Genomic DNA, 17774 nt, shown 5'->3' with positions numbered 1-17774 from the left:
CTCGCTCTTGTTCATGTTCGACGATGCCGCCCGCGGTACGCCCCTTGCATCCAGTGAACTTATGCGCGCCCGGGCGTCGAAAGGATAAGGCCCTTTCATGAAGGCCACGCAACGATTTCTAGCACACAACGAAAAAGGAGAAGTCGATGACGCTGATCATCTATCTTGCAGGCTGGCTGATTCTGATCGGAGGCGTATCGTGGGCGCTCGTCGCGATGCACGTCTCGCAGCATACGATCATGATCGTCGCCGTCATCATGCTGGGCATCGCCGTCATCACCGGCGCGACGCGAGCGCGCAACCGCGACCGGTCGTAAAAATCGGGGCCGCCGTTCAGCGGCGGCCCTGATCCGTCATCACATCACATCACCACGCGCGCCCCGACCGCGTCCTGGATCAACGCGACGAGTTCGTCCGGATGCACGGGCTTCGTCATGAAATGCTGAAAGCCTTCGCCGATGCTGCGTAATCGATACTCTTCGCCGCCGTGTCCCGTCAGCGCGATCGCCACGGAAGGCGGCAGGTTGCCGCGTATTTCGTGATCCCGCAAACGTTGTATGAGATAAAAACCGTCCATCTCGGGTAAATCGAGATCGCAGATCACCGCATCGGGAAGATGCTCGATCGCGGCTTGCGCGCCGTCTTCGGCGTCGGCTACCGCGATCACGTCCGCACCTTCTTCTTCCAGCAACATCTGCAGTGATGCCCTGCTCTCCGGATCATCCTCGATGAGGACGATCCGCATATGCCCCAGTCTTGCCACTTCGTTCATGATGTTCTTTTCTGCTGCCCAAAAAACGGAATTCTCGCGACGGGTCTCCACCTCGCCGCCGCGCGCGCTGTTGCGCGCATTGATTGACACGAAAACGCGGCGGGAATTCCGAACGCACCGTTATTTGTGTCGCGTGTGCGCCGGTGCGGAACGCCTCGCGGTTTTGCGCTGCGCCGATGCGAAGATTTGCCCGGTCGCCGCGAGCGTATCCGAGCAAAATCCGGACCGACCTGCATTCGATGGCGCGAAAGCCGCATCACGCGGTTCATTCGGCCGATGCACGCCGCCGCCCGAACGCACGACCGTGTAATTTCGGCGCGAAGCGTGCCCTGATTTCCCGTCAGACGTTTGCCTCGCGGCCGGAATCGGGGCGCGAGGCGCTCGACGGGCCCGCCTGCAACAGCGCGCGATACTCGCTCGGCGTGATGCCGACCGTCGCCTTGAACTGGCGCGTGAAAGCGCTGTGATCGGTGTAGCCGCACAGTGCGGCGACATCCGTGACCTTTTCGTTCGAGACGAGCAACGCGGTGGCCGCGTCGAGGCGAGTTTTCAGCAATACCTGACGCGGCGTCAGATGGAAGACCTTGTGAAAATACCGCTCCAGTTGCGCGATCGACATGTTCGCCATCTGCGCGAGTTGCCGCATGTTGAGCGGCTGCACGTAGTTTTCCTGGATGTGCTGCACGACCGCCGCAAGCCGGCTGTAGGCGGGATGCGTGCCTTCGGCGGCCTGCAAGTCGCGCGAGATCCCCGCGAGTCCGACGATCGTCCCCTGCGTGTCATGCAGCGGCTGCTTGCAGGTCATGCACCAGCCGGGCTCGCGTCCCGGATACAGATGCAGTTCGAGCTGGTCGATCAGCTGATGTCCCTGCGCGATGATCGCCTGATCCTGCGCCGTGTAGATGCGCCCGAAGCGCCGCGGGAACACGTCCTCCGCGGTCTTGCCGAGCAGCGCCGATTTGTCGTCCTTGTGGCCGCAGCGACGCGCGAGCGTGCGGTTGACCATCGCGTAGCGCGCCTCGCGATCTTTCACGAAGAACACGATGTCGGGCATCGCGTCGAACACCGGCGCGAGCAGCGCGAAATGCGCGAGCATGTCGGAGAGCGTCGACGCCGGAGGTTGCGCGATCGGCGCTGCGTTCATCGTGAGGCCTGTCGTGCTCGTCATGCGTGGGAAGGTCGGTTGCGTGCGGATCAGTCAGGCAACCGATTATAGGAGCGCGCACGCGCGGACGAAATTCGCGCTGCCCCCACTATGAAACGGGCGTTTCGGTGCTTTCGCGCGCGGCGATCAGCGTGTCGATGCGCACCGGCGTGAACGGCGGGCGCGCCGCCGTGCGCGGCCATCCGAAATAGATCGCTGCCGCCTCGCCGCAGATGCGGCCCTGACACGGTCCCATGCCGCAACGGGTCTGCAATTTCGCGTCGCGCCAGTTCGCGTGCGCGGCGACATCGGCGATCGACACGTCTTCGCAGCGACACAACACGGTATCCGGCGACGGCAGCGCGCGCGCATCGGGGCCGAGCTCGAACGCGTGCGCCACGCGCCAGGCGAATGCGCGCCAGCGATCGCGCTCGCGCACGAGACGCGCATCGGCGGCGGTGCCGAGCGCCGCATGCGCCGCGATCGCCCCTTCGACGCTCGCCAGTTCCATCCCGCCGATGCCCGTGCACTCGCCCGCCGCGAAGACGTGTTCCTGCGACGTGCGCTGCGAATCGTCGACGTGAATCGCGCCGTCGCGTTCGTCGATCGAGCAGCCGAGTGCGAGCGCCAGCGTCACGTTCGGCACGAGGCCGTATCCGCACGCGACGCGATCCGCTTCGAGCGTTGCTTCGCGCCCGCGCGCGCGGATCGTGACCGCCTCCACGCGCGCGTTTCCGTGCGCTCTCACGACGACGCTGCCCGTCCGATAGCACGCGATCCCGAGCCTGACAGCCTGAGCCAGCTTTCCAGTCGTCAGCGACAGCGACGCGACGAACCGCCCGACGCGCGCCAACGACGCCTGTTCGACCACCGCGACGACATGCGCACCGTGACGGCGCGCCGTATCGGCGGCGGCGAGCAGAAGCGGCCCGCTGCCCGCGACGACGATGCGCTCGCCGCGCACCGGCATCCCGCCCTTGACGAGCGCCTGCAAACCGCCCGCGCCCGTCACGCCGGGCAAGGTCCAGCCGTCGAAGGGCAGCAGCCGCTCGCGCGCGCCGGTTGCGAGGATGAGCTTCGAATACGCGAGCGTGAGCGGCGCGCCGTCGCGTTCGAGCAGGAGCCGATTGTGTTCCGGCGCGGCGGCGACTTTCGTCCCGTTCATGACGATGAGATTCGCATGCGCGCGCGTTTCATCGAGCCACTGATGAAGCTGCGCGGAGGGCGCGAGCGTCGGTCCTTGCCGCCAGATCTGACCGCCGGGGCGCGGATTGTCGTCGATGAGCGCGACACGCGCGCCCGCCCGCGCCGCAATCTGCGCCGCCTTCAGACCCGCCGGCCCCGCGCCGACGACCGCGATATCGACATGCTCGACGTTCATCGCATCGTCTCGATGGAAAGGCCGTCGCGACACAGCGTCTGACAGCCGAGCACATGCGCGCGGCCGTCGACCGTCACGCGGCATTCGTGACACACGCCCATTCCGCACAGCGCGGCGCGCGGCTCGCTGGTGACGGAGCGCCGCGTGCCGCCGACGCCGCGCATCGCGATGGCCGCCGCGACGGTCGTGAAAGCGGGCACGGCGAGCGGCTCGCCGTCGATGATGACGCGCACGCGCTCAGCCATCGGCGTGCTCCCGTGCGAATCGTTGCGGCGAGAAAGCGTGCGTGTCGGGTATGTCGAACGGAACCGGCTCGCCGAGCATCTGCGCGGCGATGAGCTTCGCGGTGCCGAGCGACGTCGTCACGCCGAGCCCTTCGTGACCCGCCGCGAGCCACAGCCGGTCGCCCGGAAAACGCGCGGGGCCGATCAGCGGCAGACCGTCGGGCGTGGCGGCGCGAAAGCCCGTCCATGCGCGGATCGCGTTCAGCGCGCCGATGCCCGGCAGATAGCGCGTCGCGCGGGCGAGCATCGCGGCGAGCACGTCGGTCTCGACAGCCGGATCGAGCGTTCCGAACTGGCGCGACGAGCCGATCAGCACCTGCCCGGTCGGACGCGGCTGCGCATTGAACGCGACCGACGTGCCGCGCGCGTGATGCGCGCTCTTGATGTAGCCGAGTTCCAGCACCTGATGGTGGATCGTGCCGGGATAGCGATCGGTGATGAGCAGATGCCCTTTCTTCGCTTCGAGCGGCACGTCGGCGATCAAGTCCGGCGCTGCGAGCCCATTGGCGATGACCACATGAGCGGCCGTGCGCCGATCGCCGTTCGCGAGCGTGACGCTGGCGTGCGTATCGTCGGCGTCGACGGCGCGAACCGCGCAGCCGGTCGATACACGGATGCGCGTCGAGCGCGTCAGAAGCCATTGCGCAGCGGCGGGCGCGTACACGATGGCGTCGTCGTCGATCAGGAGTCCGCCTTGCATCGCGTGGCTTATCGATGGCTCCGATTCGCGCAGCGCGGCGCGATCGAGCATATGAGCACGCACGCCGGCCGTCGCGAATGCATCGCGCATCGTGCGGGCGGCGTCGAGCTCTTCGTCGTCTTCGGCGATCCAGAGCGTGCCGCAACGCGAAAACGCGTCGCGTTCGCGCAGTTGAGGGCCAAGCGCGAGCCACAGTTCGCGCGAAGCATGTGCCAGTGCGAACTCGGCGGGCGAATCGTTCATCACGACGATGTGGCCCATGCCCGCCGCCGTCGCCCCGCCACCGATGCCGCGCGCTTCCAGCACCTCGACCGCGAGGCCGCGCAGCGCGAGTTCCGCCGCGCACGCCGCCCCAACGATTCCACCACCGACGACGATCACATCAGCTTTCATGCGATGCCGAGCATGAACGGATCGCGCTCGTCGAAAACGAGACGCCCTTCCCCCATGATGTGCGCGTAGCCGGTGATCGTGGGGACGAGCGTGTCGCCGTCGATCGCATAGCTGCCTTCGAACACGCTGCCGATGATGCTTTCCTGACGCCAGATCTCGCCCGGCGCGAGCGCGTCGTCCGCCGCGAGGCACGCGAGCTTGGCGCTGGTGCCGGTGCCGCACGGCGAGCGATCGTAGGCGCTGCCCGGACACAACACGAAATTGCGGCTGTCCACGCCCGCGACGGGCGAATCCGCGAACAGCTCGATATGGTCGATGTACGCGCCATCGGCGCCGGTGATGCCCTGCGCATGCAACGCATCGCGGATCGCCTCGGTGAACGCGGTCAGCCCGGCGATGCGCGCGGGCACGAGTTCGCACCCGTGCTCCGCAACGAGAAAGAACCAGTTGCCGCCCCACGCGACATCGCCTGAGAGCAGCCCGTGGCCGGGCACGTCGACCGTCACCGCGCGCCGATGCCGGTACGCCGGCACGTTGCGCACGCTGACGCTGCCGTTCGCGTTGAGCGTGGCATCGACGGGACCGACGGGCGTATCGATCCGGTGCCGTCCGACCGCGATTTTTCCCGCGTGCGCGAGCGACGCGACGAGACCGATCGTGCCGTGTCCGCACATGCCGAGATAGCCGACGTTGTTGAAGAAGATGACGCCCGCCGCGGCCGCCGGATCGTCGGGCTCGCACAGGAGCGCGCCGACCATCACGTCCGAGCCACGCGGTTCGGTGACGATGGCGCGGCGCCAGTCGTCGAAGCGCGTGCGAAACGTGTCGAGCCGTTGCGCGAGGGTGCCGTGGCCCAGATCCGGGCCGCCCGCGATCACGAGGCGCGTCGGTTCGCCGCCCGTATGCGAGTCGATGATGTCGATGGTTTTCATGCCGCCTATCCTAGAAACGCGCGCGATGGGCGTCTTGAAGCGGCTGGATCGTTTTGATGACGATATCGGCATAACGCGGGATCGGCTCGGCAAGCCCGCCGCACGGCGCTTTCACGGCCAAACGGCTATGCCGAAATCGGCACGCGGCGCGCGCGAAACACGCAAGACGCCCGATTTTTCGGTGCTTACACTGCGTACCGTTCAATCACTTTCGGAGCGCTGCCGTGACGCATATCTGGGAAGGCGTGATGCCCGCCGTGACCACCAAGTTCAACGCCGATTTCAGCATAGACCGCGCGTGGACCGCGAAGAATATCGACGCGCAGATCGAAGCCGGCGTGGATGGCATCATCGTGTGCGGATCGCTCGGCGAAGCATCGACGTTGTCGCTCGACGAAAAGCTCGACGTGCTCGACATCGCCGTGGATGCCTCGCGCGGCCGTGTGCCGGTGCTATTGACGATTGCGGAGAACAGCACGCTCGACGGCTGCCGCCAGGCCGAGCGCGCCGCGCGCCACGGCGCGGCCGGTTACATGGTGCTGCCGGGTTTGCGCTATCTGTCGGACCGGCGCGAGACGCTCAACCATTTCCGCATGGTCGCCGACGCGAGCCCGCTGCCGCTGATGGTCTACAACAATCCGCTCGCGTATGGCGTCGATGTCACGCCGAAAATGTTCGCCGAGCTCGCCGAGGACAAGAAATTCGCGGCGATCAAGGAATCGAGCGGCGACGTGCGCCGCATCACCGATCTCATCAACGAAACGGGCGATCGCTACGCCCTCTTTTGCGGCGTCGATAATCTGGCGATGGAAGCGATTCTGATGGGCGCGCACGGCTGGGTGGCGGGTCTCGTCTGCGCGTTCCCGCGCGAAACCGTGGCGATCTACAAGCTCATTCGCGCCGGACGTGTCGAGGAAGCGCGCGCGATCTATCGCTGGTTTGCGCCGCTGCTCGCGCTCGATGTGTCGCACAAGCTCGTGCAGAATATCAAGCTGGCCGAGGCGATCGTCGGATTGGGCACGGAGCCGGTGCGTCCGCCGCGTCTGCCGCTCGCGGGCGAGGAGCGCAAGGAAGTCGAGGCGTTGATTCGTCGCAGCATTGAGACGCGCCCGGCGCTGCCGGCGGTTTAATTAAGGCGAAACGCAAAAAAAATGCCGTCATCGCGACGGCATTTTTCTTTGTGGATCGCGGCTTCAGGCCGCGATTTGCGCAGGCGCGGGATCGGCGAGGTCATCGCCCGAATCTTCGCCTTCGTCATAGAGATGCAGCAGGCGATAGCCGCTCTTGTACACGGGCTGCAAGCGGAAGTTGTTCACCGGCTCGATTTCGAGCGCAAGGCGCAGACGCGAAACGTGGCTGTCGATCGTGCGCGTGGTTTCGCGGAATTCGCGTCCCCAGACCATCGCGAAAATATGATCGCGCGACAGCACCCGGCCGATGTTCGAGAAGAAAAGCTGCGCGAGTCGGAATTGCGTGCCGCTCAGTTGCACCGGTTTGCCGCGCACGGTCACGATTTGCTGGCGGGCGTCGAAACGGTATGGGTCGACTTCGAGACACGCACTTGACGTCGCCGGATACGCGCGGCGCAGCAGCGCCTCGACGCGCGCGCCGAACTCGCCCGGGCGAATGGGATACACGATGTAATCGTCCGCGCCCGCGGTCAGTGCGCAGACCACGTTGTGCTCGGCGCCGTCGGGCGTCGCGAACATGACCGGCACGCGTTCGCCGAAGCTCGAGCGCACGGATTTGAGCAGGTCGAGGCCGCACAGGCCCGTGGAATTCCAGTCGAGAATCAACAGATCGACGGTCGAGCGGGACAGCGCTTTCGATAGCACGAGGCCGTCGCCGAACGTCACGCAAGTGTGACCGAGTCGTTTGACGACATCGCTGATGAGATTTCGATAACTTGGGTCGGTTTGCAAAACGGCGACGCGCATGAGGTCTTACCTGATGAGTCCAAGGGACATTGGGGCGGGTGCCTTACTGCGGGCCACCGCCGGATGTCTCGTCGCGGGATGAGACGAGGCTGATCACGCTGCGCATTCTGGCCAGCGAGACGCCCCTTTCCCATCGGACTCATCTGAATTGTCAATGCATGTGACTGCGCATCCCTCCGGCCGCAATGCGTCTCATGCGCACAACCATCTCGAAAATAGAACGACTTTTCTCTTTTGCGCCAGTTTTCATCCTGTAACATCCCGCTTCTGGCTCAAAAGTTCCCGCTTCCGCCGTTTTATCGAGACGTCGCGTAGCAAGTTGCGCCGCGACTCTCCGTCGCATCGCGCAGCGCGGATGACGGGCGTCGGCTCTCGAATCCGCGCCCGCCTTCGCTTCGCGTCGACCCGGCGCGTGTCGTCACTCCCGCAGGGCAAGGCCTCGTCCTACCGCGCATCACGCGTGGCTTTTCCACTCACGGGTTCTTTTTTCGATGCAGGCAACACCTCTGTCCGACGCCCCCCGCGCGGCCGGCCGTGCGCTCACGCGCGGCGACTACAAGACGCTCACGCTCGCCGCGCTCGGCGGCGCGCTCGAGTTCTACGACTTCATCATCTTCGTGTTCTTCGCGCCGGTCATCGGCCAACTGTTCTTTCCGCCGACGATTCCTGACTGGCTGCGTCAATTGCAGACTTTCGGCATCTTCGCGGCCGGTTACCTCGCGCGTCCGCTCGGTGGAATCGTCATGGCGCACTTCGGCGATCTGCTTGGCCGCAAGCGCATGTTCACGCTCTCCGTGCTGCTGATGTCCGTGCCGACGCTCCTCATGGGCCTGTTGCCCACCTACGCGTCGATCGGCCTGATGGCGCCCGTGCTGCTGCTTCTGTTTCGCGTGATGCAGGGCGCGGCGGTCGGCGGCGAGGTGCCGGGCGCGTGGGTGTTCGTCTCGGAGCACGTGCCGGGCCGTCATGTCGGCTATGCGTGCGGCACGCTCACGGCCGGTCTGACGGCGGGCATCCTGCTCGGCTCGCTCATCGCCACGGCGATCAACAAGTCGTTCGCGCCCGCCGAAGTCGCCGATTTCGCATGGCGTCTGCCGTTCCTGCTCGGCGGTCTGTTCGGTCTGTGCTCGGTCTTCCTGCGCCGCTGGCTGCACGAAACGCCGGTGTTCGCCGAGTTGCAAAAGCGCAAGTCGCTCGCGGCGGAGATCCCGCTCAAGGCGGTGCTGCGCGACCACGGCCGCGCGGTGATCGTTTCGATGCTGCTCACGTGGATGCTGTCGGCGGCGATCGTCGTCGTGATTCTGATGACGCCGACCTTGCTCCAGAAGCAGTTCCACATCGCGCCGGCGACGGTGCTCGTCGCGAACTGCGCGGCGACGCTGTGCCTCACGATCGGCTGCGTGCTCGCGGGCGCGATCGCGGGCCGCATCGGCGCGGGCAAGACCATCTTCATCGGCGGCGTGGCGCTTGCCGTTTCGTACTGGCTGATGTTCCAGCAGGTCGCGCTCGATGCCTCCGTGCTGCTGCCGTGGTACGCGCTCGCGGGCTTTTTCGTCGGCGTGATCGGCGCGATTCCGTTCGTGATGGTGAAGGCGTTCCCGCCCGCCATCCGCTTCTCTGGCATCTCGTTTTCGTACAACGTCGCGTACGCGGTGTTCGGCGGACTCACGCCGATCGTCGTCTCGCTGATGATGAAATCGAGCCCGATGGCGCCCGCGGTCTATGTCGGCGCACTGTGCGCGGTCGGCGCGCTGACGACGTTCTTCATCAGGGAAGCACGCTGATTCAGCGTTGACGTCGTTGGGAAAATGGCGCGCCGCTCACCCGGCGCGCCATTTTTCATTCGACTTCCACGTTTCAGGCCATGCTGAAACATCGAACGCGCGACGCGCTTACGATTAAAGGCATGAACTCGAACCTTTCCTCATCCGAAACGCATTTGTCCGCCCGACAGATGCTCGTGGTCACGGCGACGAGCGTCGGCTTCGTCGTCTCTCAGCTCGATGTCTCGATCGTGAATGTCGCGCTCGCGAGCATCGGTCACGACCTGCAAGCGAGTGTCGCGAGCCTGCAATGGACCGTCGACAGTTACGCGCTCGCCTTCGCCGCGCTCATGCTCTCGGCGGGCTCGCTCGGCGATCGCTTCGGCGCGCGGCGCATGTTCCTCGGCGGCCTCGCGCTCTTCGCGCTGGCGTCGCTCGCGTGCGCCTTTTCGCGCGATGTGACCCAACTGATCGCCGCGCGCGCCCTGCAAGGCATCGGTGCGGCGGGCATGCTGCCGAATTCGCTCGCGCTCCTGAACGCGTCATGCGGCCACGACCGCCGCCTGCGCGCGCGTGCGGTCGGACTTTGGACCGCGGCGGGCGCGGTGTCGATCGCGGCGGGGCCGATCGTCGGCGGCGTGCTGATCGCGGCGTTCGGCTGGCGCAGCATCTTCTGGGTCAATCTGCCGATCTGCGCGGCAGGCATTGCGGCGACGCTCGTGTGGGTCGAGAAAACGCGCGCGAAAGACCACGAACATGCGGACGGCATCGACCTGCCCGGCCAGGCGCTCGCGATCGTCGCGCTCGCGGCGCTGGTCGGCGCGGTGATCGAGCTGCGTCCGCTCGGACCGGCGCATCCGCTCGTGATCGGCGGACTCGTGCTCGCGCTGGCGGCGGGCGGCGCGTTCATCGCGATCGAACGAAAAAGCCGCGCGCCGATGCTGCCGCTCTCGCTCTTCGCCGAGCGCACGTTCAGCGCGGCCGTCGTCTTCGGTATCGGCGTGAATCTCACCTATTATGGAATGGTCTTCGTTTTGAGCCTGTATTTGCAGCGTGTGCTCGGTCATACGCCCTTGCAGACCGGTCTCGCGTTCCTGCCGCTGACGGGCGGCTTCCTGATCTCGAACCTCGCGAGCGGCCCCGTCGTGGCGCGCTTCGGCTCGCGTGGCCCGATGATCGCCGGCGCGCTGCTCGATGCAGCGGGCTTGGCGGCGCTCGCCTTCGTCGATGCGACGACGCCCACGGCCGCCCTACTCGTGCCGTTCCTGCTGATTCCCTCCGGCATGGGCCTCGCGGTTCCGGCGATGACGACCGCGCTGCTCGGCACCGTCGGCCAGCAGCGCGCGGGCACGGCGTCGGCGGTGCTCAATACCGCGCGGCAGGCGGCGGGCGCGATCGGCGTCGCGGCATTCGGCGCGCTCGCGGCGCACGGCGACGGCGCGCCGAACGCGGAACATATCGTCGATGCGGTGCGCTGGTCGGCGGCGATTTCCGTCGCGCTTTTGCTGGCCGCCGCGCTGATCGCGCGCCACGTGCGCAATCCGGCGAGCGCGAAGACGGAAGCCACGAAACGCGCGTGCGGCGCGCTTTCCGACGAAGCCGAATGAAGACGGGCGGCAGCGGGAACGCACGTTGCAGTGTCAGGGCAAAGCACGCTGGAAGATCCATCCATTGACGGAAGATTCAGGAGATCACCATGTCGACGATGCCTCGCTCCCCCGAAGAGCCTCTCGAACCGGACCCGGACAAGCTGCTCGATCCGGACGCCCCGCCGAACCCCGACGATCCGGACATGCCCGACGGCCCGGATTCCGCCACGCCGATGGTGCCCGCCGATCCGAAGAACGGCGAGCCGCGCATGTGACCGGCTGAACGACTGGCGAGTTAATAAAGCAATGCCCGCGCGGCCGCATGCGCCGCGCGGGCATTCTTCCTGATGGACCGGCCTGAAACGCTGCTACAGGCTCGTCGTCTGCACGGTGCCGGTTTCCAGCGCGCGCTCGATCAACGCTTCCTGCTGCGCCTTGCGCACGGCATCGGCGACGAGCGTATCGGGCGCTTCGACTTCCGCCTTGATCGCACCGATGATGCCGTCCGCCTCGACGATCACGAGCGACTCCGCCGAATCCGCGCGGCTGATGATGACCCGCGCCGGTCCGCCACCTTCTGCAATGCTCGCGCAGAACTGCATGTTTTGCCCGCCGATTACCTGCTCGAATGTTTGAATCATCGCTGCCTTCCGCGTTGGTTGGACAAAAGCTGACACAGGCTGCGCACCGTCAGCACGCGGCCTGCCTTCTCATTGATTCGCACATGCGCACCAGGTTCAATTCTGTAAGCATGCGGGCGGCGACGCAAGCTCAACGTCTTGCATCGTCGAGTTGGCGCAGGACGGCGGCCGTGGCGTCGTCGGCGGGAAAGAATGCCTCGATCGCGAGTTCGGACAACGTGATATCGACCGGTGTGCCGAAGACCGTCGTCGTGCTGAAGAACGACAGCACGCCGTATTGCGTGCGCATGCGCAGCGGCACGACGACCGGATCGGTGTCCGCTCGCGTCGCATGCCCGGCATGGGCGGGCGCGGGATACGCTTCGAGTTCCGCGAAGAGCGCGGCGAGCGTCGCGTCGCCCGAGACGTCGATTTGCCGGCGCAGACGCGCGAGCAGATGCGCGCGCCACTCGTGCCAGTTGTCGATGACATCGGCGAGACCTTGCGGATGCATCGACAGGCGCAGCACGTTCACCGGCGGCGCGAGCAGTTCTTCATCCGCCGATGCGACGAGCGGCGCGAACGCCGCGTTGGCCGCGACCATCGTCCAGTGACGATCGACGGCGAGCGCGGGATAAGGCTCGTGCCCCTTCAACACGAGATCGACAGCGCGGCGCGCGGCGGCGAGTTGCGGATCGGCGAGCGCGCGCTCGCGATACAGCGGCGCATAACCAGCCGCGACGAGCAGCGTATTGCGCTCGCGCAGCGGCACGTCGAGTTGCTCGGCGAGGCGCAAGAGCATCTCGCGGCTCGGTAGCGAGCGTCCCGATTCGACGAAGCTCAGATGACGCGTGGAGACGTCCGCGACGCCGGCGAGATCGAGCTGGCTCAGGCGTCGCCGCTGACGCCATTCGCGCAACAGCGTGCCGACGCTCGATTGCATGGCGGAGTGTGCAAGGGTCGAGTTCATGCGACCGATGTTAGACGAGCCCGTGCGCACGATCCATTACCCGCGACGTAATCGCCTCGAACGGCATGAGACTGTATCGCGAACGAACGTAAGATTTACTCCGCAAACATTTGCGCAGAAAAAGTTGCGCGCGTCACCCTAAATGTCCGGTGATTAAAAGCCGATAAGCCCCACAACAAGCGAAACAATGCGTCGCGAGCCGTGCGCGCCTCAATCCCGAGCACGCACGGCTCGCGGCGCCCGGACATTTGCGGAGAAAACATGTTTGTCATCATCGGATGGGTCCTGGTTATCGGCTCGGTGATCGGAAGCTTCATCGGCGTCGGCGGCCACCTCGCCGCCCTCGTGCAACCGTTCGAGCTGCTGTGTATTTTCGGCGCGGCGATCGGCGCGTTCGTCGTATCGAATCCGACGGCCACGCTCAAGAAAACGCTGCAATCCATCCCGAAGGCCTTCAAGGGCGGCGGCTACTCGAAAGAGAAGTATCTCGCGCTGATCGCGCTGCTCTACGAACTGCTTCAGAAGGCGCGCAAGGAAGGGATGATGGCGCTCGAAGCCGATGTCGACGCGCCCGAGTCCAGCCCGGTCTTTCAGAAGTACGAGCACGTGATGGCCGATCATCATCTGCTCGATTTCATCGTCGACTATCTGCGCATGATGTCGGCGGGCAACGTCAACGCGCTCGAAATGCAGGATCTGATGGACGAGGAACTCGAGACGCATCACACCGAAAGCGCGGTCGCGGCCAATGCGATCCAGAAGATGGCGGACGGCCTGCCCGCGTTCGGTATCGTGGCGGCCGTGATGGGCGTCGTGCACACGATGGGCTCGGTGGGCGCAGCGCCCGCGGTGCTCGGCGAGATGATCGCGGGTGCGCTCGTCGGCACCTTCCTCGGCATTCTGCTGGCGTATGGCTTCATCGGCCCGCTCGCGGATCTGCTCAACGCCAAGGGCGCGGCCGAAGCAAAACCGTTCCAGTGCGTGAAGTCCGTGCTCCTCGCATCGATGAACGGCTATGCGCCGACGGTCGCCGTCGAGTTCGGCCGCAAGGTGCTCTTCACCGCCGACCGTCCGAGCTTCAAGGAACTCGATGACGCGGTGCGCGCAACCAAGATGCCGAAGTCGGCCTCCTAACTTCACGGCATAGACATCATGGCTGAGAAACCATCACGCGATCCGCTGCAATCGGTGCTCGCGCCTACCGTCGTCGTGAAGCGCAAGAAGAAGGCGCACGGCCACGGTCATCATGGCGGCGCGTGGAAGATCGCCTACGCCGACTTCGTCACCGCGATGATGGCGTTCTTTCTGCTGATGTGGCTGCTCGGCTCGACCTCGAAGTACGACAAGGAAGGCATCGAGCAGTACTTCAATACGCCGCTCTCCGCGCTCTTTGGCAACGATGGCGGCGCGTCGGCGCATACGAGCGTCATCACGGGCGGCGGCAAGGATTTGTCGAGCACGCGTCCGGGTGAAGGCAAGAAGAGTCAGGCGCAGCCCGTGCCGCAATCGATCGCGCGCGCGGCCGTCGCGATGGAAGACTTGCAGAAGCTGCAGCAGCTCAAGCAGAAGCTGATGGCGCTCATCGAGCAGATGCCCGCGTTGCGCGCGTTCAAGGATCAGATTCGCATCGCGATCACGAGCGAAGGATTGCGCATCGAGATCGTCGATTCGCTCAAGCGGCCGATGTTCGCCTCCGGCAGCTCGAAGATCGAAGGTTATGTAACGACGATCCTGACCAACATCGGCGCATCGCTGAACGATGTCGATAACCGCGTATCGATCGCGGGTCATACGGATGCGGTGGCCTATTCGGGCAGTCAGGCGGGCTATTCGAACTGGGAACTCTCGAGTGAGCGCGCCAATGCGGCAAGACGCGCGCTCGTCGCGGGCGGCATGAAGGAAAGCAAGGTGCTGCAGGTGCGCGGGCTGGCCGACGTGCTGCCGCTCAACAAGGATGTCGTCGATGAGCCTACGAATCGGCGGATCAGTATTCTCGTGCTGAACAAGGCGGCCGAGCAGGCGTTCTTCCGCGATGGCGGACGGACCACGGTGGATGAGACGCGGCCTGTCGATGCGGCGATTCCATCGGCAGTGGCGGCCAAATCGAATGCGCCGGTCGCGGTGGTGAAGTAGGGATTCGCCGGATCGGGTCAAAGCGCCATGCCTGCAAAGGCATGGCGCTTTTCTTTGCACTCGATATTCAGCAGCGTGGTCCGCGCATCTAAAGTTTTTCGCCGATGTTCCGTTAACCCCTTGTCGGTGCGCCGTAAAGAGAGCCGCAGTCCGTGCCTACTACAAAGACCCACAATACGCTATGAAACTCTTATCGAAGCTGATGCTGCTCGCCCTGCCCATACTCGCCGCCTGCGGAGGCGGGGGCGACGATCAGACCTGCAAGACCGACCTCGGCACGCTGACGAAGTCCTGCGTCCCCAATCCGTCCCACGCGTTGCCGGAAGGCATCTGGTACGGCTCGGTGAATTCGTCGCAGTCGGTTGCGGCACAGACCATCGTCCTCGAAACCGGCCAGTACTTCAGTATCTATACGCAGAACGGTTCGTTTGTCTGGCTGATCGAAGGCATCATGACGGCAACGGATGGCGCGTTCACCGATCCGGCGACTGTCGGCTTTCACACGCTTGGCGCGATTCGCGCCGGCACGCTGTCCGGCAACTTCACCGCGAAGAGCGCGCTCACGGCGACGACGAGCCTCTTCGTCAGCCCGGATACGACCGCCACGAGCTTCAACGGCAACTACAACGCGACATACGACACGCCGATCGCCATCGGCGACGTCGCGCGCGCGTGGACCAGCGGCGCGGGCGTCACGCCGGTCTCGACGATCACGGTCGCCGCCGACGGCACGGCCAAGGGCACACAGAATGCCTGCACGTTCACGGGCAGCTTCAAACCGCGCCCGACCGGCAAGCATCTGCTCGACGGCACGCTGAATTTCACGGGCTCGTTATGTGCTCTCAGCAACGTGTCGGTGTCCGTCGAAGCGACTGTCGTGAACGGGCAGCTCACGATCGTCGGCGTGACGCCGCAACGAGACCAGGCGTTCTATCTGTCGGCCCAGTAAAGGTGGGTGGCGCGCCATGTACGTGACCGGTGCATGGCGCTCATATTCGATCAGCCGATCCACTCCGTCGCCGTCTGCACGACGAGCCATATGTTCGCCGCGCTGATCACGACGAACAGCAGCCACGCGAAGAACTTCATGTGCGGCTTGTTCGCGAATGTCCCCATCAGGCTTCGATCGCTCGTCATCCTAATCAATGGATAAAGCGCGAACGGCAACTGCAAGCTCAGCACGACCTGACTCGCGACGAGCAGCTTCCCGACTGCGCCGTTCCCCATCACATACACGCCGATCAATGCCGGCACGAGCGCCAGCGCCCGCGTGATGAACCTTCGCTGATAGCAGGGAATCTTCAGGTTCAGGAACCCTTCCATGATCACCTGCCCCGCGATGGTTCCGGTGAACGTGGAGCTTTGTCCCGACGCGAATAGCGTCACCGCAAAAAGAACTGCGGCAAGCCCGGTGCCGACGATCGGTGCAAGCAGCTTGTACGCATCCTCGATTTCGGTGACTTGCGTATGCCCCGTCGCATGGAACGCCGATGCCGCGAGAATCAGGATCGCCGCATTGATGAGCAGCGCAAGAACCAGCGACACGATGGTGTCGAGCCGCGAGAAACGGATCGCCGACGCGAGGCTCTTCGCATCGCGATTCACGACACGCGTCTGCACGATCGACGAATGCAGATACAGGTTATGCGGCATCACGGTCGCGCCGAGAATGCCTATCGCGAGATAGAGCGGTTCGCGCTCGCTCAACGCGTGAATCGAAGGCACGAGCCCCGCGGCGATGGAAGGCCAATGCGGCTTGACGAGCACGAGTTCGACGACATAACCCACGCCGATCGTCGCAATCAGCCCGAGCATGATCGCTTCGAGATCGCGAAAGTTCTTGCCCTTCAATCCGAGCACGATGAGCGTATCGAATGCGGTGAGCACCACGCCCCATATCAGCGAAACACCGAACAGCAAGTGAAACGCGAGCGCTCCGCCCAGCACTTCCGCGAGATCGCACGCGATGATCGACAACTCCGCCAGCATCCATTGCACATTCGCGACGGGTTTTGCATAGCGCTCGCGCGATAGCTGCGCGAGATCCTTTCCCGTGACGATGCCGAGCCTCATGGAAAGGCATTGCAGCACCATCGCCGCGAGACTCGACAGCACGACCACGAAGAGCAGGTTATAGCCATAACGCGATCCGGCTTCGATGTCCGTCGCCCAGTTGCCGGGGTCCATATACCCGATGGAAATGAGCAAGCCCGGTCCCGCGAATTGCAAAAGCTTTTTCCAGAGCGGCGCGCCCGGTGAAACAGCCACCGAGCCCTTGACTTCCGATGGACAAAACGGCGCGGTGGCTGTGGTCGGCAGATTGAAAGGCAATTTATCGGTTCCTGATTTTAAGTGGCTTACAAACCGCTCTCGCGGGCGAGTCTATCATCGGCCACACGCGATTTCAGACAGCCCTTCGATGCTTCTTCCTCGTGTTCAGCGCGCGCTCCAATCTGACGATAACGCCATCTGATCGCCAGCATGTCGTCACGGTGCTACACATAGAATCCAGTGGTGGCTGTGGTAAGCGTGCCGACGCTGCAAATCGCACACCCGCACGCCGCGTTCATCCTTCACGCACATGAGGAGTACGCCATGAAACTGGTCACACGCATCGCCATGATCGCGCTCGCCGTCGCACCGCTGACCGCGCTCGCACAACAGTCCGACGGCCTGACGCGCGCACAGGTCAGACAGGACCTGCAACGCGTCGAGCAAGCCGGCTATAACCCGTCCGAGCGCGACGCCTTCTATCCCGCCGACATCCAGGCAGCGGAAGCGAAGGTCAGCACGCAAAGCGCATATGGCGCTTCAACGGATGGCAGCTCGTCTTCCGGACGCACGATGTCGACGACACCGCTCGGCCAGACGCCGCAATAGGCAAGCAGACATTCTCATCGAAGAGACACGCGCGGCTCCCATCGACCGCGAATGATCCCGCGCCGTCTCGCTGCACGCCAACACTGAGCGTTACCCGCGCATCAGCCGCGCTATTCCCCAAAGCTCTTCCCAAGCAATTCAAAAGAATGCACGCATTCCTACCGCGCGCTTTCGCAAGCTTGCTTTCAAATCGCCTTATCTGACAGTCGCGCCATATTCACGTCATATTGTCGTTGGCACCCGGCCACTACCATAGCGACACGGATGGCGAACCGC

Annotated in this window: 19 protein-coding genes; 9 read left to right on the top strand and 10 right to left on the bottom strand. The window is 64.6% G+C overall.

Annotation, left to right across the window (positions count from 1 at the left end):
- Positions 1 to 146: 146 nt before the first annotated feature.
- On the top strand, positions 147 to 317 hold the full coding sequence (locus tag PQR08_RS04755) for a hypothetical protein (protein ID WP_187606439.1): 171 nt from the start codon (positions 147 to 149) through the stop codon (positions 315 to 317).
- Between the two features lie 44 nt (positions 318 to 361).
- Here the strand turns inward: PQR08_RS04755 and PQR08_RS04750 are convergent, their stop codons facing one another.
- From PQR08_RS04750 to PQR08_RS04725, 6 genes are all read right to left on the bottom strand, one after another.
- Positions 362 to 772, bottom strand: coding sequence for a response regulator (locus tag PQR08_RS04750; protein WP_238216800.1), 411 nt, complete (start codon positions 770 to 772; stop codon positions 362 to 364).
- Between the two features lie 340 nt (positions 773 to 1112).
- The gene (locus PQR08_RS04745) at positions 1113 to 1940 is read right to left on the bottom strand and encodes an AraC family transcriptional regulator (protein WP_408161071.1); all 828 of its coding nucleotides are present in this window, start codon (positions 1938 to 1940) and stop codon (positions 1113 to 1115) included.
- Positions 1941 to 2025: 85 nt separating this feature from the next.
- Positions 2026 to 3297 carry an FAD-dependent oxidoreductase gene (locus PQR08_RS04740; protein WP_408161070.1) on the bottom strand — a complete coding sequence of 424 codons (1272 nt, stop codon included), beginning with the start codon at positions 3295 to 3297 and terminating at the stop codon, positions 2026 to 2028.
- The gene (locus tag PQR08_RS04735) at positions 3294 to 3542 is read right to left on the bottom strand and encodes a (2Fe-2S)-binding protein (RefSeq protein WP_250484542.1); all 249 of its coding nucleotides are present in this window, start codon (positions 3540 to 3542) and stop codon (positions 3294 to 3296) included. The genes PQR08_RS04740 and PQR08_RS04735 overlap by 4 nt, the downstream gene beginning before the upstream one ends.
- Complete coding sequence (locus tag PQR08_RS04730; RefSeq protein WP_250484541.1) at positions 3535 to 4674, bottom strand: NAD(P)/FAD-dependent oxidoreductase; 1140 nt, start codon at positions 4672 to 4674, stop codon at positions 3535 to 3537. The genes PQR08_RS04735 and PQR08_RS04730 overlap by 8 nt, the downstream gene beginning before the upstream one ends.
- A complete protein-coding gene (locus PQR08_RS04725) occupies positions 4671 to 5615 on the bottom strand; it encodes a 4-hydroxyproline epimerase (protein WP_250484638.1) in 945 nt (314 codons plus the stop codon). Before PQR08_RS04725 ends, PQR08_RS04730 begins: the two co-directional genes overlap by 4 nt.
- A 215-nt stretch (positions 5616 to 5830) precedes the next feature.
- Here PQR08_RS04725 and PQR08_RS04720 point away from each other — a divergent pair, with 215 nt between their 5' ends.
- A complete protein-coding gene (locus PQR08_RS04720) occupies positions 5831 to 6736 on the top strand; it encodes a dihydrodipicolinate synthase family protein (protein ID WP_250484540.1) in 906 nt (301 codons plus the stop codon).
- 63 nt (positions 6737 to 6799) lie between these two features.
- Here the strand turns inward: PQR08_RS04720 and PQR08_RS04715 are convergent, their stop codons facing one another.
- Positions 6800 to 7543 carry a response regulator transcription factor gene (locus PQR08_RS04715; RefSeq protein WP_187606444.1) on the bottom strand — a complete coding sequence of 248 codons (744 nt, stop codon included), beginning with the start codon at positions 7541 to 7543 and terminating at the stop codon, positions 6800 to 6802.
- A 491-nt stretch (positions 7544 to 8034) separates the two neighbouring features.
- On the opposite strand from PQR08_RS04715, the gene PQR08_RS04710 reads away from it, so the two are divergent.
- From PQR08_RS04710 to PQR08_RS04700, 3 genes are all read left to right on the top strand, one after another.
- Positions 8035 to 9327 carry an MFS transporter gene (locus tag PQR08_RS04710; protein WP_250484539.1) on the top strand — a complete coding sequence of 431 codons (1293 nt, stop codon included), beginning with the start codon at positions 8035 to 8037 and terminating at the stop codon, positions 9325 to 9327.
- 122 nt (positions 9328 to 9449) lie between these two features.
- Complete coding sequence (locus PQR08_RS04705) at positions 9450 to 10913, top strand: MFS transporter (protein WP_250484538.1); 1464 nt, start codon at positions 9450 to 9452, stop codon at positions 10911 to 10913.
- Positions 10914 to 11002: 89 nt separating this feature from the next.
- Positions 11003 to 11170 (top strand): hypothetical protein, encoded by a 168-nt coding sequence (locus PQR08_RS04700; protein WP_156903131.1) that lies wholly within the window; start codon positions 11003 to 11005, stop codon positions 11168 to 11170.
- Positions 11171 to 11263: 93 nt separating this feature from the next.
- Here PQR08_RS04700 and PQR08_RS04695 read toward each other — a convergent pair whose 3' ends face one another.
- Together PQR08_RS04695 and PQR08_RS04690 are read right to left on the bottom strand one after the other, a co-directional pair.
- Complete coding sequence (locus PQR08_RS04695) at positions 11264 to 11536, bottom strand: hypothetical protein (protein ID WP_035509859.1); 273 nt, start codon at positions 11534 to 11536, stop codon at positions 11264 to 11266.
- A 130-nt stretch (positions 11537 to 11666) separates the two neighbouring features.
- The gene (locus tag PQR08_RS04690; RefSeq protein ID WP_250484537.1) at positions 11667 to 12485 is read right to left on the bottom strand and encodes a helix-turn-helix transcriptional regulator; all 819 of its coding nucleotides are present in this window, start codon (positions 12483 to 12485) and stop codon (positions 11667 to 11669) included.
- Positions 12486 to 12746: 261 nt separating this feature from the next.
- On the opposite strand from PQR08_RS04690, the gene motA reads away from it, so the two are divergent.
- From motA to PQR08_RS04675, 3 genes are all read left to right on the top strand, one after another.
- On the top strand, positions 12747 to 13619 hold the full coding sequence (gene motA / locus PQR08_RS04685; protein WP_187606448.1) for a flagellar motor stator protein MotA: 873 nt from the start codon (positions 12747 to 12749) through the stop codon (positions 13617 to 13619).
- 18 nt (positions 13620 to 13637) lie between these two features.
- Positions 13638 to 14618, top strand: coding sequence for a flagellar motor protein MotB (gene motB, locus PQR08_RS04680; RefSeq protein ID WP_187606449.1), 981 nt, complete (start codon positions 13638 to 13640; stop codon positions 14616 to 14618).
- Between the two features lie 181 nt (positions 14619 to 14799).
- Positions 14800 to 15567 (top strand): hypothetical protein, encoded by a 768-nt coding sequence (locus PQR08_RS04675; RefSeq protein ID WP_250484536.1) that lies wholly within the window; start codon positions 14800 to 14802, stop codon positions 15565 to 15567.
- Positions 15568 to 15617: 50 nt separating this feature from the next.
- Here the strand turns inward: PQR08_RS04675 and PQR08_RS04670 are convergent, their stop codons facing one another.
- Positions 15618 to 16949, bottom strand: coding sequence for an Nramp family divalent metal transporter (locus PQR08_RS04670; protein WP_238216784.1), 1332 nt, complete (start codon positions 16947 to 16949; stop codon positions 15618 to 15620).
- A 264-nt stretch (positions 16950 to 17213) separates the two neighbouring features.
- Here PQR08_RS04670 and PQR08_RS04665 point away from each other — a divergent pair, with 264 nt between their 5' ends.
- Entirely contained in the window at positions 17214 to 17498 is a 285-nt protein-coding gene (locus PQR08_RS04665; protein ID WP_238291977.1) for a DUF4148 domain-containing protein, read from the top strand.
- The last annotated feature ends 276 nt before the right edge of the window (positions 17499 to 17774 follow it).

The sequence above is a fragment of the Caballeronia jiangsuensis genome, assembly GCF_046030135.1.
Classification (GTDB): Bacteria; Pseudomonadota; Gammaproteobacteria; order Burkholderiales; family Burkholderiaceae; genus Caballeronia; species Caballeronia jiangsuensis.
This window is presented reverse-complemented; position numbering and strand designations above follow the sequence as displayed.

What these genes read in the sequence shown, in the direction of transcription:
- PQR08_RS04695 (WP_035509859.1), bottom strand. Translation starts at nt 11,536, where the DNA reads ATGATTCAAACATTCGAGCAGGTAATCGGCGGGCAAAACATGCAGTTC.
- PQR08_RS04690 (WP_250484537.1), bottom strand. Translation starts at nt 12,485, where the DNA reads ATGAACTCGACCCTTGCACACTCCGCCATGCAATCGAGCGTCGGCACG.
- PQR08_RS04745 (WP_408161071.1), bottom strand. Translation starts at nt 1,940, where the DNA reads ATGACGAGCACGACAGGCCTCACGATGAACGCAGCGCCGATCGCGCAA.
- motB (WP_187606449.1), top strand. Translation starts at nt 13,638, where the DNA reads ATGGCTGAGAAACCATCACGCGATCCGCTGCAATCGGTGCTCGCGCCT.
- PQR08_RS04710 (WP_250484539.1), top strand. Translation starts at nt 8,035, where the DNA reads ATGCAGGCAACACCTCTGTCCGACGCCCCCCGCGCGGCCGGCCGTGCG.
- PQR08_RS04735 (WP_250484542.1), bottom strand. Translation starts at nt 3,542, where the DNA reads ATGGCTGAGCGCGTGCGCGTCATCATCGACGGCGAGCCGCTCGCCGTG.
- PQR08_RS04740 (WP_408161070.1), bottom strand. Translation starts at nt 3,297, where the DNA reads ATGAACGTCGAGCATGTCGATATCGCGGTCGTCGGCGCGGGGCCGGCG.
- motA (WP_187606448.1), top strand. Translation starts at nt 12,747, where the DNA reads ATGTTTGTCATCATCGGATGGGTCCTGGTTATCGGCTCGGTGATCGGA.
- PQR08_RS04715 (WP_187606444.1), bottom strand. Translation starts at nt 7,543, where the DNA reads ATGCGCGTCGCCGTTTTGCAAACCGACCCAAGTTATCGAAATCTCATC.
- PQR08_RS04705 (WP_250484538.1), top strand. Translation starts at nt 9,450, where the DNA reads ATGAACTCGAACCTTTCCTCATCCGAAACGCATTTGTCCGCCCGACAG.
- PQR08_RS04700 (WP_156903131.1), top strand. Translation starts at nt 11,003, where the DNA reads ATGTCGACGATGCCTCGCTCCCCCGAAGAGCCTCTCGAACCGGACCCG.
- PQR08_RS04730 (WP_250484541.1), bottom strand. Translation starts at nt 4,674, where the DNA reads ATGAAAGCTGATGTGATCGTCGTCGGTGGTGGAATCGTTGGGGCGGCG.
- PQR08_RS04750 (WP_238216800.1), bottom strand. Translation starts at nt 772, where the DNA reads ATGAACGAAGTGGCAAGACTGGGGCATATGCGGATCGTCCTCATCGAG.
- PQR08_RS04675 (WP_250484536.1), top strand. Translation starts at nt 14,800, where the DNA reads ATGAAACTCTTATCGAAGCTGATGCTGCTCGCCCTGCCCATACTCGCC.
- PQR08_RS04665 (WP_238291977.1), top strand. Translation starts at nt 17,214, where the DNA reads ATGAAACTGGTCACACGCATCGCCATGATCGCGCTCGCCGTCGCACCG.
- PQR08_RS04755 (WP_187606439.1), top strand. Translation starts at nt 147, where the DNA reads ATGACGCTGATCATCTATCTTGCAGGCTGGCTGATTCTGATCGGAGGC.